General features: G+C 63.0%; 16 protein-coding genes. 2 read left to right on the top strand and 14 right to left on the bottom strand.

The features are described from left to right. The 6 genes from BMW66_RS14585 to scpA all read right to left on the bottom strand — a co-directional run bounded on the left by BMW66_RS14585 (position 1) and on the right by scpA (position 5,432). On the bottom strand, positions 1 to 351 hold the full coding sequence (locus BMW66_RS14585) for a hypothetical protein (protein WP_093119583.1): 351 nt from the start codon (positions 349 to 351) through the stop codon (positions 1 to 3). Between the two features lie 39 nt (positions 352 to 390). Beyond that, a complete protein-coding gene (locus tag BMW66_RS14590; RefSeq protein WP_093119585.1) occupies positions 391 to 1,416 on the bottom strand; it encodes an endonuclease/exonuclease/phosphatase family protein in 1,026 nt (341 codons plus the stop codon). Next, the gene (locus BMW66_RS14595; RefSeq protein WP_093119586.1) at positions 1,416 to 2,096 is read right to left on the bottom strand and encodes a molecular chaperone DjiA; all 681 of its coding nucleotides are present in this window, start codon (positions 2,094 to 2,096) and stop codon (positions 1,416 to 1,418) included. Before BMW66_RS14595 ends, BMW66_RS14590 begins: the two co-directional genes overlap by 1 nt. Before the next feature lie 43 nt (positions 2,097 to 2,139). Next, positions 2,140 to 2,619 (bottom strand): GNAT family N-acetyltransferase, encoded by a 480-nt coding sequence (locus BMW66_RS14600; RefSeq protein WP_093119587.1) that lies wholly within the window; start codon positions 2,617 to 2,619, stop codon positions 2,140 to 2,142. Further along, a complete protein-coding gene (locus tag BMW66_RS14605; protein WP_093119589.1) occupies positions 2,616 to 3,221 on the bottom strand; it encodes a VOC family protein in 606 nt (201 codons plus the stop codon). Before BMW66_RS14605 ends, BMW66_RS14600 begins: the two co-directional genes overlap by 4 nt. A gap of 84 nt (positions 3,222 to 3,305) precedes the next feature. Then, complete coding sequence (scpA, locus tag BMW66_RS14610; protein WP_093119590.1) at positions 3,306 to 5,432, bottom strand: methylmalonyl-CoA mutase; 2,127 nt, start codon at positions 5,430 to 5,432, stop codon at positions 3,306 to 3,308. A gap of 318 nt (positions 5,433 to 5,750) precedes the next feature. On the opposite strand from scpA, the gene BMW66_RS14615 reads away from it, so the two are divergent. Next, positions 5,751 to 6,215: a DUF4174 domain-containing protein gene (locus tag BMW66_RS14615; RefSeq protein ID WP_093119591.1), complete on the top strand. Its 465-nt coding sequence runs from the start codon at positions 5,751 to 5,753 to the stop codon at positions 6,213 to 6,215. Between the two features lie 93 nt (positions 6,216 to 6,308). Here BMW66_RS14615 and BMW66_RS14620 read toward each other — a convergent pair whose 3' ends face one another. From BMW66_RS14620 to BMW66_RS14645, 7 genes are all read right to left on the bottom strand, one after another. Next, on the bottom strand, positions 6,309 to 8,309 hold the full coding sequence (locus BMW66_RS14620) for an acetyl-CoA carboxylase biotin carboxylase subunit (protein ID WP_093119593.1): 2,001 nt from the start codon (positions 8,307 to 8,309) through the stop codon (positions 6,309 to 6,311). A gap of 138 nt (positions 8,310 to 8,447) precedes the next feature. Next, the gene (locus BMW66_RS14625; protein WP_093119594.1) at positions 8,448 to 8,657 is read right to left on the bottom strand and encodes a hypothetical protein; all 210 of its coding nucleotides are present in this window, start codon (positions 8,655 to 8,657) and stop codon (positions 8,448 to 8,450) included. 340 nt (positions 8,658 to 8,997) lie between these two features. Then, positions 8,998 to 9,354 carry a hypothetical protein gene (locus BMW66_RS14630; protein WP_093119595.1) on the bottom strand — a complete coding sequence of 119 codons (357 nt, stop codon included), beginning with the start codon at positions 9,352 to 9,354 and terminating at the stop codon, positions 8,998 to 9,000. A gap of 66 nt (positions 9,355 to 9,420) precedes the next feature. After that, on the bottom strand, positions 9,421 to 9,564 hold the full coding sequence (locus BMW66_RS20380) for a hypothetical protein (RefSeq protein ID WP_175483261.1): 144 nt from the start codon (positions 9,562 to 9,564) through the stop codon (positions 9,421 to 9,423). A 214-nt stretch (positions 9,565 to 9,778) separates the two neighbouring features. Then, positions 9,779 to 10,201: a DUF6497 family protein gene (locus tag BMW66_RS14635; RefSeq protein ID WP_093119597.1), complete on the bottom strand. Its 423-nt coding sequence runs from the start codon at positions 10,199 to 10,201 to the stop codon at positions 9,779 to 9,781. After that, the gene (locus BMW66_RS14640; protein ID WP_093119599.1) at positions 10,198 to 10,548 is read right to left on the bottom strand and encodes a hypothetical protein; all 351 of its coding nucleotides are present in this window, start codon (positions 10,546 to 10,548) and stop codon (positions 10,198 to 10,200) included. The genes BMW66_RS14635 and BMW66_RS14640 overlap by 4 nt, the downstream gene beginning before the upstream one ends. Before the next feature lie 82 nt (positions 10,549 to 10,630). Then, a complete protein-coding gene (locus BMW66_RS14645; protein ID WP_093119600.1) occupies positions 10,631 to 12,163 on the bottom strand; it encodes an acyl-CoA carboxylase subunit beta in 1,533 nt (510 codons plus the stop codon). 180 nt (positions 12,164 to 12,343) lie between these two features. Here BMW66_RS14645 and BMW66_RS14650 point away from each other — a divergent pair, with 180 nt between their 5' ends. Then, positions 12,344 to 13,567, top strand: coding sequence for a multidrug effflux MFS transporter (locus tag BMW66_RS14650; protein ID WP_093119602.1), 1,224 nt, complete (start codon positions 12,344 to 12,346; stop codon positions 13,565 to 13,567). On the opposite strand, the gene BMW66_RS14655 is transcribed toward BMW66_RS14650, so the two are convergent. Further along, a partial coding sequence (locus BMW66_RS14655) for an integrase core domain-containing protein (RefSeq protein ID WP_139196115.1) occupies positions 13,564 to 13,895 on the bottom strand: 332 nt, incomplete at its 5' end. The genes BMW66_RS14650 and BMW66_RS14655 overlap by 4 nt on opposite strands.

Raw genomic sequence — 13,895 nt, forward strand, 5'->3', positions numbered from 1 at the left:
TCAGATTTCCGTTTCCGCTGGCGGCGCCGGGCTTTCCGGGGCCTTCTTGCGCATGATGATATCGCCATTGGGAAGGATCTCGGGCGGGTGATAGGCGCTCCAGTCCTCGACCTTGCCCATCAGATCGCGCAACGCGGGGCCCATCTCGATCATGAAACCGCGCAGGGCGGGCTCCATTTCATCGGCAAGACCGCGCAAATCTTCCATCGCCGGCTCCATCTGCTTCTGCAATCCCCGGAAAAAGAGTTTTGCACCCTCTTCCATCAGGTTGAACCCCTCTGGCTCCGCCTCCTCGGCAGAGGCGGCGACGGGCGCAATAGCAAGCAAAATGGCGAACAGGATCTGCTTCATTCAATGAATATAGCCCAACCCGCCCCCGGTTTTAAGGGCTCACAGGTCAATATCGAGTGTTACCGGAAAATGATCGGACGCATTGAGAAGCGCACGGCGCAATTCGTCCACCGACCAGCAACCGGGATCGTCGAACGGATGCCAGATGCGCCAACGCGGCTGCAGCCGGAGCAGATCCGGCGAAACCATGATGTAATCCAGAAGCGCCTGAAGATAGCGGTTTTCCGGCGCGATGTAGAAACGCGCGGAGCTTGGCGGCACTTCGAGTTTGCTGTGCAGGGCGCGCCGCGCATGGGGATCGTACAGACATCGCTCCCCGTCCTCCCCCATCAGGATCTCCACCGACGAGCGACCGAAAAGATTCTCGAACTCGTCAAGACCGGGGCCGTCGTTCAGATCCCCCATCAGGATAAGAGGCTCTCCCGCCTTCAGATGATCGCTGATCCGTTGTTTCAGCCAGATCGCCTGCGCCAGTTGCTTGCGCCGGCTGGCGATCCCGATACGCATCGCCTCATCCCGGCTTCTGGCCCTGTGCGGGGCCTTGGATTTCAGATGCGCGCCGATGATACGCAGCTTGTTCCCCTCCGCCGTCGTCACATCCAGTTCAAGCGGCGGCTTGGAGAATCGCACCAGATCCTCGGTCGCGTCGATGTCCAGATCGATCCGGAAGACCCCGTCGAAACGTGGCGCATCCACGGCCCCCTTCTTTCCTGTCCCGGCCCCTTGGGGATCATGCCGAACCGTCAGGACAGCAGGGTCGTAGAGCAGTGCAATCTCCTGCTGCGTCTCATTGGCAAATCCGAGGACAGCCTTGCGGGTGCGCAGATCGAATGCCTTTGCGAAACCTTCCAGCGCCTTTACGGTGCTGCGTTTGCCGTTGTCGTCGGGGGCCTCGATCACCATCACGGCGTCGGCATCCAGCGCCGTGAACACGATTCCAAGCGCCTCGGCCTGCTGCGCACGGGTCACATCCTGCCGCCCGGACCAATGATCATCCACCAGAAGAGTGTCGTGATCGTCGAATAGATTGGTGAACCACTCCACGTTATACGTGGCAAGCCGCATCAGGCGGCCTTTCCGCTGATCTCTTCCCAGGCGCGGTTGATATCGACCATGCGCCGTTCGGCCAGTTTCACCGCTTCTTCAGGCACACCCCGGGCAATCATCCGGTCGGGATGCGTGTCGCGCACCGCCTGCCGCCAGACGCGGCGGATTTCCTCGATGGGCGTGTCCGGCGATACACCCAGAACCGTATAGGGATCGCACTCCGCATCCGGCAGAAAGCGCGCACGCAGGGCGCGAAACCGTTGCTCCGGGATACCGAATATCTCCGCCACCCGGCCCAGGAATGCGTCCTCGTTCGGGTGATAGGCCCCGTCTGCAAGGGCAATATGAAACAGCCCCTCCATCAAATCGCAGAAAACGTCGCTATCGTCGCCGAAAAGCGTCTTGATACGGCGGGCATATTCCTCGTACCCGGCAACATCCTGCCGGGCGAGATTGAACACCCGCGCGGCCCCCGCTTCATCGTCGCGCGCAATCTGGAACACCTCGCGGAACGCCGTCACCTCGTTGCGCGTGACCCGCCCGTCGGCCTTGGCCATCTTCGCCCCCAGCGCGACCACGGCAATGGCAAACGCGACCGAGCGTTCCGGCGGTGCGCGCAGCTTGTCGAATACCGAGGCAAGGCTTTCGCCCTTTCTCAGCGCGGAAAGCGCATCACCTATACGGGTCCAGACCGACATGAAGGCAGCCTATCATCTCGAAACGGGGGAAGTCATGGCCATGTCAGAGGAATTTCTGCATCAGCACAAGATCCATCCAGCGCCCGAACTTGCGACCCACCTCGGGCAGACGGGCCACAGGCGCAAAACCTACTCGGGTATGGAACGCAACGCCGGACAGGTTCTCACCGCCAATGCCGGCGATCAGCGAATGCACCCCGGCCGCGCGGGCATTCTGCTCAAGCACCGCCATGAGCGCGCGGCCCGTACCCTGCCCGCGCGCCGCCTCGGCAAGGTGAATGGAATGTTCCATCGTGTGCGCATATCCCGGCCCGCCGCGAAACTGGAAATAGGTGGCGAAACCGATCACCGCCCCGTGCATATAGGCAACGATGAACCCGGCCCCCCGCGCCGCGATCAGCTCGGCGATCTCGATGCGGGTCTTCTCCGCGGTGTTGAAGGTGCTCACGCCATCCCGAATCTCACGGTTCCAGATCGCCGCAATCGCTGCTGCATCACCCTGCTCGGCAGCGCGTATCCTCATGTCAGAACTCTTTCGCCATGCGGCGTGTCAAACACCGCACGCAACGCCACGTCTCCCCCCTCGAACACCACCCGCGAATCCGTCAGCGGCAGCAATTGCGCAAGCCGCGCCGCCTCCGGATGGATCACCTCCAGCCGCAGAAGGCGGCAGCCGCTCGGATCGAGCCTCTCGCCCGGCGGGTTCGGCACCTCCCACTCCAGCACCGCTGGAAAAGCCCCCTGCATCGGCAGAATACCATCGTCGGGCACCGCCATGCGCCAGCGCAGATCCCCCCGCTCCAACGTGACCGGTTCCCCCGCCCCTTCGGGCAGCCCCGCAAGCGCGGCGTCAAGATCGTCCACCCGGCAGATCCAGTTCGCAAGTCGCGGCGGCCCGGTGAACCGATCGAGGTCGAACCAGCGCGGATAGTCGGGCTTCGGCGCGGCACGGTCGATGGCGATCGCTTCGAGATAGAGCCCCTCGGCCAGCCCCAGAAGGCGGTTGTGGGTGCCGAAATGCGCATGCTTGCCGCCCGGCGCCATCGCCACGCCAAGCACCTCTTCCACATGGGCCTGTGCTGCCTCCAATGTCTCGCTCGCAACGGCCAGATGATCGAGTATCATGTCTTCTCCGCATATATCCGCCCCGGACAGAGCGTCACGGACGGCGGCAAAAGGCAAGGGGCACGCCCCTCGCCTCGTGTTATTTCAATCCCGCGCGGCCCGGATGAGTTTGAGAATATCCTGCGCGGCCTCCGGAATATTGGTGCCGGGGCCGAAGATTGCCTTCACGCCGGCGTTTTTCAGAAACTCGTAATCCTGCTGCGGGATCACGCCGCCGCAAATCACGATGATATCGCCCGCATCCTTCGCCTTGAGCGCCTCGATAAGCTGCGGCGCCAACGTCTTGTGACCTGCCGCCTGCGAAGAGATGCCGACCACATGCACATCGTTGTCGATGGCGTCCTGCGCAGCCTCATCCGGCGTCTGAAACAGTGGGCCGACATCCACATCGAACCCGATATCGGCAAAGGCGGTGGCGATCACCTTGGCCCCCCGGTCGTGGCCGTCCTGCCCCATCTTGACCACGAGCATACGGGGGCGCCGACCTTCCTCCTCTGCGAAATCCTCCACCGACTTCTGGATCGCGGCAAAGCCTTCGTCCCCCTCATAGGCCGCGCCATAGACCCCGGCGAGCGTCTTGACCTCGGCGCGATGGCGCCCGAACACCTTTTCCATGCTCATGCTGATTTCCCCCACCGTTGCCCGCGCGCGCGCGGCCTCGACCGCCGCCGCCAGAAGATTGCCGCCCTCTTTCGCACGACGTGTCACCTCATCCAGCGCGGCGGTGCAGGCCGCCTCGTCCCGCTCACCCCGGATCTTTTCGAGCCGCCGGACCTGCGATTCGCGGACCTTCACGTTATCCACATCAAGAATGTCGATCGGGTCTTCGGTCTCCTTGCGATACTTGTTGACGCCAACAATCACCTCTTCGCCGCGGTCGATCTTCGCCTGCCGCCGCGCCGCCGTCTCCTCGATCCGCAGCTTGGGCATGCCGCTGGCCACCGCCTTTGTCATGCCGCCCATGTCCTCGATCTCCTGCATGAGTGCCCAGGCCTTTTCGGCAAGCTCATCGGTCAGGCTCTCGACGTAGTAGGAGCCCGCCAACGGATCGACCACATTGGCAACCCCGGTTTCTTCCTGAAGAATAAGCTGCGTATTGCGCGCGATACGGGCCGAGAAATCGGTGGGCAGCGCAATCGCCTCGTCGAGCGCGTTGGTATGCAGGGACTGCGTGCCGCCAAGCACCGCCGACATCGCCTCGTAGGCGGTACGGACCACGTTGTTATAGGGGTCCTGCTCCTGCAAGGACACGCCGGACGTCTGGCAATGAGTGCGCAGCATCTTGGAGCGGTCGTTCTTCGCGCCAAATTCCGTCATCACCCGGTGCCACAGAAGCCGCGCGGCCCGCAATTTCGCCGCCTCCATGAAGAAGTTCATGCCGATGGCAAAGAAGAACGACAGCCGGCCCGCGAACCTGTCGACATCCATCCCCGCCTCGATCGCGGCCTTCACATATTCGCGCCCGTCGGCGAGCGTGAAGGCAAGCTCCTGCACAAGGTTCGCACCGGCCTCCTGCATGTGGTAGCCGGAAATCGAGATCGAATTGAACCTCGGCATCTCTTCCGAGGTATACTCGATGATATCCGAAATGATCCGCATCGACGGCTCGGGCGGATAGATGTAGGTGTTGCGGACCATGAACTCCTTGAGGATATCGTTCTGGATGGTCCCCGAGAGCGCCGCCTTGTCATGGCCCTGCTCTTCGCCCACCACGATGAAACTCGCCAGAATCGGGATCACCGCGCCGTTCATCGTCATCGAGACCGACACCTGATCGAGCGGGATTTCGTCGAACAGGATCTTCATGTCCTCAACGCTGTCGATGGCGACCCCGGCCTTGCCGACATCGCCCACCACGCGCGGATGGTCGCTATCGTATCCCCGGTGCGTGGCCAGATCGAAGGCGACAGAGACCCCCTGCTGCCCGGCGGCAAGGTTGCGGCGATAGAAGGCGTTGGAATCCTCGGCGGTGGAAAACCCCGCATACTGCCGGATGGTCCAGGGTCGCCCGGCATACATCGTCGCCTTGACCCCGCGGGTGAACGGATCGAATCCCGGCAACGATCCCATATGCGGAAGATCGGCCGTGTCCTCCTCGGTATAGAGCGGCCGAACGTCGATCCCTTCCAGCGTATGCCAGGTCAGATCCTCCAGCGGCCGCCCACGGAGCTCCTTTTCAGCGAGCTTCGACCAGTCCTCTTTCTTGGTCATTTACTTGTCCTCTTCTCCTGTGACCGGATGGCGAGGTCCGCCCCACCATGTCCGATCCGGTTTCCTCGATCAGTGTGCAGATCGTTCTGCGCCACAGGGCCGCCAGCACCCTGTTTTCCCCCGGCGGATGTGGCCGTGCCTCCCCCGGTTGCACCGAGCAAGGCGCGGGCCTGCCAGCGGAGGGGCCATATTCCAACGGGCCGCGATCACCGCGCTCTTCCCCAAACGATGAGCCTGACGACAAAATTGACATCCGCGCCGAAAATCGCCATCGCAATAGCGTGCGTCCGGCTTATATTCACCCCGACAGGAGAGTTGATGATACACCGCTTAATCTTTGTAGTTCTGGCCTTTCTGGGATCGGCCACGCTGGCGCAGGACGCCGCGCCCGTCGAAAAGGCCGCGCCCATCGAAGAAGCTCCGCTGATCCGTGACGGGGTTGGCGTGGATTTGAAGGACTTTCTCTGGATAAGCCGTCCCATCGTCGTCTTCGCCGACGGCCCCACTGATCCAAGTTTCATCCAGCAGATCGAACTTCTGAAAGAACGCCCCGAGGCGCTTCGCGATCGCGATGTGATCGTATTCACCGACACCGAACCGTCCGAAAGATCGGCGCTGCGCCAAAGGTTTCGCCCGCGCGGCTTCATGATGGTTCTTGTGGGCAAGGACGGGACAGTGTACCTGCGCAAACCGCTGCCCTGGGACGTGCGGGAAATCACGCGCTCCATCGACAAGCTGCCCCTGCGCCAGCAGGAGGTGCGCGACCGCCGCGAAGAAGATTGATCCCGGCCCGATGGGCTCCGCAAGTCAACCGACACCCGCGGCCGGGGTCCCGCCTCCGAAGCGGGGATATCAGACCCCTCCGGACCCATCGCCTTATTCGAACTCCATGATCACATCATCCACGGCAAGGTTGTCACCCGCTCCGGCATTGATCTTGGTGACCACGGACTTGCGCTCGGCGCGCAGGATGTTCTCCATCTTCATCGCCTCGACCGAACACAGCGCCTGACCTTCCTGCACCTCCTGCCCCTCTTCCACATTGATCGCCACGATCAATCCGGGCATCGGGCAAAGCAGCATCTTCGATGTGTCGGGCGGCATCTTCTCGGGCATCAATGCGGCAAGTTCCGCCTGGCGCGGGGTGCGCACATGCACCTTCAGATCCGCGCCTCGGCTGCGGATACGAAAACCCCCCGAGATCTTTCCGACCTTGAGCACGAGAGCTGCGCCATCGACCCGCACCTCGGCCAGTTGATCGCCCGGCGTCCAGTCGGAACTCACCCGCTTCTGCGTGCCGTCGTCAAAGCCCACGGTCGCGCCCGCGCGGTCGGCATCGACCGTCACCTTGAAATCGGCGCCCTGAAGGCTCACGACCCAATCGGAGCCGACGCGGCGCTCATGGTTATCCATCCGCCCTGAAATGCGCGAGCGGCGAATCTCGGCGACCCTGTTCATCGCGGCCGCCGCCGCCGCGATCTTGCGGAGCGTGTTGCCGGGCAGAACCGCCCCGTCGAAGCCGTCGGGAAACTCCTCTGCGATAAAGGCTGTGGTGATGTCGCCCGCGATGAATTTCGGGTGATCCATCACCGTGCTCAGAAACGGCAGGTTGTGCCCGATCCCTTCCACTTCGAACCCGTCGAGCGCGTTGCGCATGTGCTCGATAGCCTCGGGGCGCGTCGGCGCCCATGTGCAGAGCTTTGCGATCATCGGATCATAATACATGCTGATCTCGCCGCCCTCATAGACGCCGGTATCGTTGCGCACGACATGCCCCTCTTCAACCACCTCCGCCGGCGGGCGATAGCGGGACAGCCGCCCGATGGAGGGCAGGAAACCGCGATAAGGGTCTTCGGCATAAAGCCGGTTCTCGATGGCCCAACCGTTCAATTTCACATCCGCCTGTGCAAACGACAGTGTCTCGCCCGCCGCAACGCGGATCATCTGCTCCACCAGATCCACCCCGGTAATCAGCTCCGTGACCGGATGCTCCACCTGAAGGCGGGTGTTCATCTCAAGGAAATAGAAATTCTTCTGCGCATCGACGATGAATTCGACCGTGCCCGCACTGGCATAATCCACCGCATGGGACAGCGCCAGCGCCTGCTCGCCCATTGCCTTGCGGGTCTGCGCATCGAGAAAGGGGGACGGCGCCTCTTCCACGACCTTCTGATTGCGCCGCTGGATCGAACATTCCCGCTCTCCCAGATAGACGCCGTTGCCGTGGCTGTCGCACAGCACCTGAATCTCGATATGACGCGGCTGGGTGACGAATTTCTCGATGAAGATCCGGTCATCGCCGAAACTGCTGGCCGCCTCGTTCTTGGAAGCCTGGAAACCCTCGCGCGCTTCCTCGTCGGTCCAGGCGATCCGCATCCCCTTGCCGCCGCCGCCCGCGCTGGCCTTGAGCATCACCGGATATCCGATCTCGCGGCTGATCTTCACCGCCTCATCCGCGTCCTCGATCAGCCCCATGTAGCCCGGCACCGTGTTCACCCCCGCCTCCTTGGCGAGCTTTTTGGAGGTGATCTTGTCACCCATCGCCTCGATCGCCCCCTTGGGCGGACCGATAAAGGCGACGCCCGCCGCCTCCAGCGCCTCTGCGAACTTCGGGTTCTCCGACAGGAAGCCATAGCCGGGGTGTACCGCCTGCGCGCCCGAGGACCGGACCGCCTCCATGATCTTGTCGATCACGATATAGGACTGGTTCGCGGGCGGCGGGCCGATATGCACCGCTTCGTCGGCCATCTCCACATGCAGCGCGTGCTTGTCCGCGTCGGAATAGACGGCGACCGTCTTGATCCCCATCCTGCGGGCGGTCTTGATGACACGGCAGGCGATTTCGCCCCGGTTCGCGATCAGGATCTTGTCGAACATGTCATGTCCCTTCCGGTTCTTGGCCCGCGCTCTGGTCGGGCAGTGGCAACAAAAAGGACCACCCGGGGCGTTCGCCCGGATGGTCCGACAGATCTTTGTACACCACCGGCCAGCGGGCCGGGGTGTGTTGCGTCAACGCTACTGACAGCGCGAGGGATAAGCCTTGCAATAGGCGACGTTCCCCGCAGCCCCGAGGACGGCACCCGTGGCCACGCTCCCGCCGGCGACAACGGACGCCGCCGTGCCCGCCCCGACGCCAAGGACCGCCTGTTCCGTGGTGGTGTTGCCGCAAGCCGCGACAAGCCCGGCCAACCCGACACAAAGGCCGACCGCTGTGATTCTGCGCATTTGAAGGTGTCCTTTCCGCACGTTGAGATTGTACGGACAATTGCGCAATCCGGAAGCCGGAGAAACCCTGTTCGCTCCATCTTCCGCGTTCTGGCGAACCTTTGCCGATCGCCTCGCAACTCACGACGACAAAACAAAAAACGGGGCGATCCGGTGGGGATGAATCCGGACCGCCCCAAGGAAGAAGGGTAACGGAGTTTATCGCAAACGCCGCCTGTCCGGAGGGCCGGACACGCGGCCCCCCGACTATCGCCAAACGCATATCGCGGGTCCAGCGCCCTGTGACGCTGGCCCGCCGCATCAGCCGCTTCCCGCGCAAATTGCCCCGTCGTTGGCAAGATCATGCCGTTCCCTCTTCGAAAATCTCCGGGAAACTGGCGCGCGCAACCGCCACGTCGATCACCAGAAGCGCCTCGTAGCTTTCGGGATCGAAGGGATCTTCGGCCGGCACCACTTCACGACCGAACAGCCAGCTCAGCCGCCCGGCATCGAGATTGCCACGCTCGAACGGCTCATCGCCGAACTGCTGCCAAAGCGCCTCCATGAAGGCGGCGTCGGCGCGCCGGTCGACAGGCCGGCGATCCCGGTAGCGCTCGCGCCGGACAAGCGGCGCGGCCCCCTTCGGGTTGGCCCGGCGAATTGTGAACTGAAAATCCGATCCCGGCAGTCGGCCCGGAAACCCACGATGCTTGATCATGCCGCGCCTCCCCGGATCACAGGGGCGCGGAGGCGGGCAGGCCCGAAGACCCGCCCGAGGATCGCGTTACTTGTACTTTCCGGTGTAGCCCGGTTCGGTCGAGATCGGCTCGGGATCGACCACGACGTATTCTTCGACCGGCTCTTGTGCGCAGGCGGAAATGAAACCCGCCAGGCCGAGGGCCAGCAACATCTTGATGCTCTTGGACATCCGTTTCTCCAATTCGTTTTTTGTGTTGGAGCAGGGCGGATATGCCCTGCCTGCCTCTTGCTCTTATACGAGGTCGCTTGGGTGCAACCTTGCCGGAACATATCGGATTTTCGCGCGAAATGAAACGCATAGCGGGTCAAGCTCATGTCCTGTGGCGGCAAAGCCGCAAACCGGGTCCGGCGTCGCATGGCCTGCGCAAGATATTGTGGCCGCATCAGAAAGCCTCCCAGATACAGATGCCGTTTTCGAGGGTGAACGCCTCGAAATACTGCCGTATTTCAGAATTGGCCACGCCAAACTCGACCGGCTCGGCCGAAAGCGAGATCACCGCCCGGTCGGCAGTGTCGCCTTGTCGGTGCAACGTGGGTATCGCGTCGGACTGGCACAGGTGGCCGAAATCATCTTCCACATCCACGAAGCCCACGTCGTCCGCCGCGATGGCAGGCATGACATAGCGCATACGAAGCACCCGCTGCCCGTCCGCGCGATCTTCCAGCCGGACCTCCTGCCGCGTGACCGCATGGCCGGACGGCACGGAAAGACCCGTGCCCTCGCCCACTGCTGCGCCCGGCCCGCCCAACGTGGATGCAAAGGCGATGACCGCCACATGTGGACGGAGTGAGGCAACAGGGATCATCGCGCCCCCTTTCGCGCGGCGTGGGTACACCAGCGCGCCCGGCGCGCGGGATCGGCCAGAAGCGCGGCCAGCCGCTCCTCGACCGCTTTGCTGGCAAACGGGGCCTGAACCGCGCCCCCGGCCGTCACCCGAAGCGTGCCGCCCTCGTCCGTCACACGCACCGCTGGCGCAAAGCCACGCAGCCCTTGCAATTCGCGCCACATGTCCTGACGGATCTGCCGGGCCAGACGCAGCCGCCCGACCCGTGGAAACACCGTCTCCACCGCCAGATCGAAGCGCACCGGCAAGCGGCGCGTCATCGTCAGGGACGCGTCATCGCGCAGGATATGCCAGCGGGAGCGGCTCATCGGGATCAGGTCTCTCCAATGGTGGGCCAGTGGCACGCGCGGGCGCCTCCGGCAGGAGTATTTGGCGAACGGGAACGTCAGATCACAGCGGAATGTTGTCGTGCTTCTTCCACGGGTTCTGCATCTTCTTGTTGCGCAGGCTGGCAAAGGCACGGCTCACCCGCTTGCGGGTCGAATGCGGCATGATCACCTCGTCGATGAACCCGCGCTCCGCGGCCACGAAGGGATTGGCGAAACGCGCCTCGTAATCCGCAGTCCGTCCCGCGATCTTCTCGGGATCGCCCAGTTCGGACCGATAGAGGATTTCCGTCGCCCCCTTGGCCCCCATCACCGCGATCTCCGCCGTGGGCCAAGCATAGTTGAAATCGCCCCGGATATGCTTGGAACTCATCACGTCATAAGCGCCGCCATAGGCCTTGCGCGTGATCACCGTCACCTTGGGCACCGTCGCCTCGCCAAAGGCGAACAGGAGCTTGGCGCCGTGCTTGATCACCCCGCCGAATTCCTGCCCCGTGCCGGGCAGGAACCCGGGCACATCCACGAAGGTCAGGATCGGGATCTCGAAACAGTCGCAGAAGCGCACGAACCGCGCCGCCTTGCGGCTGGAATCGATATCGAGGCACCCGGCCAGAACCATCGGCTGGTTCGCCACCACGCCGACCGTCTGCCCCTCAAGGCGGATGAAGCCGGTGATGATATTCTTGGCGAAGTCCTCCTGGATCTCGTAGAAATCGCCCTCATCGGCGACCTTGTGGATCAGCTCCTTCATGTCATAGGGGCTGTTGGGGTTCTCCGGGATCAGCGTATCGAGACTCATCTCCTCACGCCCCGGCGTGTCGAAAAACGGACGGGCGGGCGGTTTCTCGCGGTTGTTGAGCGGCAGGAAATCGACAAGGCGGCGCACTTCGGCCAGCGCCTCCACGTCGTTTTCAAACGCCGCATCGGCGACGGAACTCTTGCGCGTATGTGTGACCGCGCCGCCCAGTTCCTCGGCCGTGACCTGCTCGTTGGTCACGGTCTTGACCACATCCGGCCCGGTCACGAACATGTAGGAGCTGTCCTTCACCATGAAGATGAAATCGGTCATCGCCGGGCTGTAGACCGCGCCGCCCGCGCAAGGCCCCATGATCACGCTGATCTGCGGTATCACGCCGCTGGCCATGATATTGCGCTGAAACACCTCCGCATATCCTGCGAGAGAGGCGACGCCCTCCTGAATACGCGCGCCGCCGGAATCGTTGATGCCGACAACCGGCGCGCCATTCTGCATCGCCATATCCATGATCTTGCAGATCTTCTCGGCGTGGGTCTCCGACAGGGAACCGCCGAAGACGGTGAAATCCTGACTGAAGACATAGACGACACGGCCGTTGATCGTGCCCCAGCCGGTGATCACCCCGTCGCCATAGGGCCGGGTCTGCTCCATTCCGAACTCGGTGCAGCGATGCGCCTTGAACATGTCGAATTCCTCGAAGCTGTCCTCGTCGAGCAGCAACTCGATACGTTCGCGCGCGGTCAGCTTGCCCTTGGCGTGCTGCGCCTCGATCCGGTGCGCCCCGCCGCCAAGCCGGGCCACACCACGGCGGCTTTCCAGTTCCTGAAGGATATCTTTCATGTCCGCTCCCCTTGCGTTTGCGCGCCAGCATAGGGGCGTCCGGGGGCATCGCAAAGGAAATTTCGGCAAATTTGCAAACCCTTTGCAATACAAAATTTGCGATTTGAAAAACAGCAAATGTTTCACAAAACAACTTCCGCCCGATGGACAATTCCCGCGCCCGGGCCTACCTCTGATGCCATGCAAGTCCGACCAACCGTGCGCTATTTCGATCGCACCAGCCCGCCGCATATTTCGACCCTGATCCTGCTCGCGGGCATGAGCGCGCTGAGCATGAACATCTTCCTGCCCAGTCTGCCCGGCATGTCCGCCTATTTCGAGACCGACTACCGGGTCATGCAACTTTCGGTTGCGGTCTATCTGGCGGTGAACGCGGCCTTGCAGATCGTGATCGGCCCGATCTCCGACAAGATGGGGCGCCGTCCGGTGATCCTCTGGGGGCTGGTGATCTTCATCGTCGCCACGCTTGGCTGCCTACTGTCGCCCAATGTCGAGATTTTCCTGGCCTTCCGCATGATGCAGGCGGTCGTCGTCGTCGCCATGGTCCTGAGCCGCGCGGTGGTGCGCGACATGGTCGGCGCAGACGAGGCCGCCTCGATGATCGGGTATGTCACGATGGGCATGACGGTGGTGCCGATGATCGGACCGGCCGTCGGCGGCGTGCTGGACGAATTCTTCGGCTGGCAGGCGAACTTCTGGATGCTCGGGGCTCTTGGCGCGCTCACCCTGCTGATCGTCTGGCGGGACCTGGGCGAGACAAGCGTCGGCAGCGGGCTGACCCTCGCGCAGCAGTTCCGCGAATACCCCGAGCTTCTCACCAGCCCCCGGTTCTGGGGCTACTCGCTCGCAACCGCCTTCACCTCGGGGGCCTTCTTCGCCTATCTCGGCGGCTCGCCCTTCGTCGGCAGCGAGGTCTTTGGACTGAGCCCGTCGCAGCTTGGCATCTATTTTGCCGCCCCCACGATCGGCTATTTCCTCGGAAACTACGCCTCCGGCCGCTACTCAGCACGGATCGGAATCAATCGCATGGTGCTTTACGGCAGCATGATCTGCACATTTGGCACAGGCCTGTCGCTTGTCATCATCCTGACCGGCCACAGCACCGCCGAGAGCTTTTTCGGCCTCGTCACGCTCGTGGGGCTTGGCAACGGGATGTCGATTCCCAACGGCACGTCCGGCGCGCTGTCGGTGCGCCCGCGTCTCGCGGGCACGGCCTCGGGGCTTTCCGGCGCGATCATGATCGGCGGCGGCGCCGCGCTGTCGGCGCTGGCCGGCGCGCTGCTGACCCCCGAAAGCGGCGCGCTGCCGCTTGTGGCGCTGATGATGGCCACCTCCGCAATGGGGATCGCTGCGATCCTGCTGGTGATGCGGCGCGAACGCCGCCTCGCCGGGATGAGCATCTAGGTGTTTAGTCCCGGCATCTGGTGGATCGGATTTAGGATGAAACGATCCGGCTCTGAGGTCCAGACCTTGCAGATGTATTCGTAGGGCGTGAGGCCGCCGAGAGTTTTGAGCCGCCGGGCGAAATTGTAGGCTGCCATGAAGTCTGTGAGGTGCGTGCGTAGCTGATTGTGGCTGTCGTAGTGGAAGCGCTTGACCGTCGCGTCCTTGATCGTGCGGTTCATCCTCTCGACCTGGCCGTTGGTCCATGGATGGTTGGGTTTGGTCAGCCGGTGCTCGATGCCGTTCGCCTCACAGATCATGTCGAAGCGCATCGGCCGGGAGATGATCG

Origin of the sequence: Salinihabitans flavidus (assembly GCF_900110425.1) — a bacterium.
Classification (GTDB): Bacteria; Pseudomonadota; Alphaproteobacteria; order Rhodobacterales; family Rhodobacteraceae; genus Salinihabitans; species Salinihabitans flavidus.

Coding starts and splice junctions, on each gene's coding strand:
- BMW66_RS14585 (WP_093119583.1), bottom strand. CDS start 351: ATGAAGCAGATCCTGTTCGCCATTTTGCTTGCTATTGCGCCCGTCGCC.
- BMW66_RS14590 (WP_093119585.1), bottom strand. CDS start 1,416: ATGCGGCTTGCCACGTATAACGTGGAGTGGTTCACCAATCTATTCGAC.
- BMW66_RS14595 (WP_093119586.1), bottom strand. CDS start 2,096: ATGTCGGTCTGGACCCGTATAGGTGATGCGCTTTCCGCGCTGAGAAAG.
- BMW66_RS14620 (WP_093119593.1), bottom strand. CDS start 8,309: ATGTTCGACAAGATCCTGATCGCGAACCGGGGCGAAATCGCCTGCCGT.
- BMW66_RS14615 (WP_093119591.1), top strand. CDS start 5,751: ATGATACACCGCTTAATCTTTGTAGTTCTGGCCTTTCTGGGATCGGCC.
- BMW66_RS14600 (WP_093119587.1), bottom strand. CDS start 2,619: ATGAGGATACGCGCTGCCGAGCAGGGTGATGCAGCAGCGATTGCGGCG.
- BMW66_RS14645 (WP_093119600.1), bottom strand. CDS start 12,163: ATGAAAGATATCCTTCAGGAACTGGAAAGCCGCCGTGGTGTGGCCCGG.
- BMW66_RS14605 (WP_093119589.1), bottom strand. CDS start 3,221: ATGATACTCGATCATCTGGCCGTTGCGAGCGAGACATTGGAGGCAGCA.
- BMW66_RS14625 (WP_093119594.1), bottom strand. CDS start 8,657: ATGCGCAGAATCACAGCGGTCGGCCTTTGTGTCGGGTTGGCCGGGCTT.
- BMW66_RS20380 (WP_175483261.1), bottom strand. CDS start 9,564: ATGTCCAAGAGCATCAAGATGTTGCTGGCCCTCGGCCTGGCGGGTTTC.
- BMW66_RS14630 (WP_093119595.1), bottom strand. CDS start 9,354: ATGATCAAGCATCGTGGGTTTCCGGGCCGACTGCCGGGATCGGATTTT.
- BMW66_RS14650 (WP_093119602.1), top strand. CDS start 12,344: ATGCAAGTCCGACCAACCGTGCGCTATTTCGATCGCACCAGCCCGCCG.
- BMW66_RS14640 (WP_093119599.1), bottom strand. CDS start 10,548: ATGAGCCGCTCCCGCTGGCATATCCTGCGCGATGACGCGTCCCTGACG.
- scpA (WP_093119590.1), bottom strand. CDS start 5,432: ATGACCAAGAAAGAGGACTGGTCGAAGCTCGCTGAAAAGGAGCTCCGT.
- BMW66_RS14635 (WP_093119597.1), bottom strand. CDS start 10,201: ATGATCCCTGTTGCCTCACTCCGTCCACATGTGGCGGTCATCGCCTTT.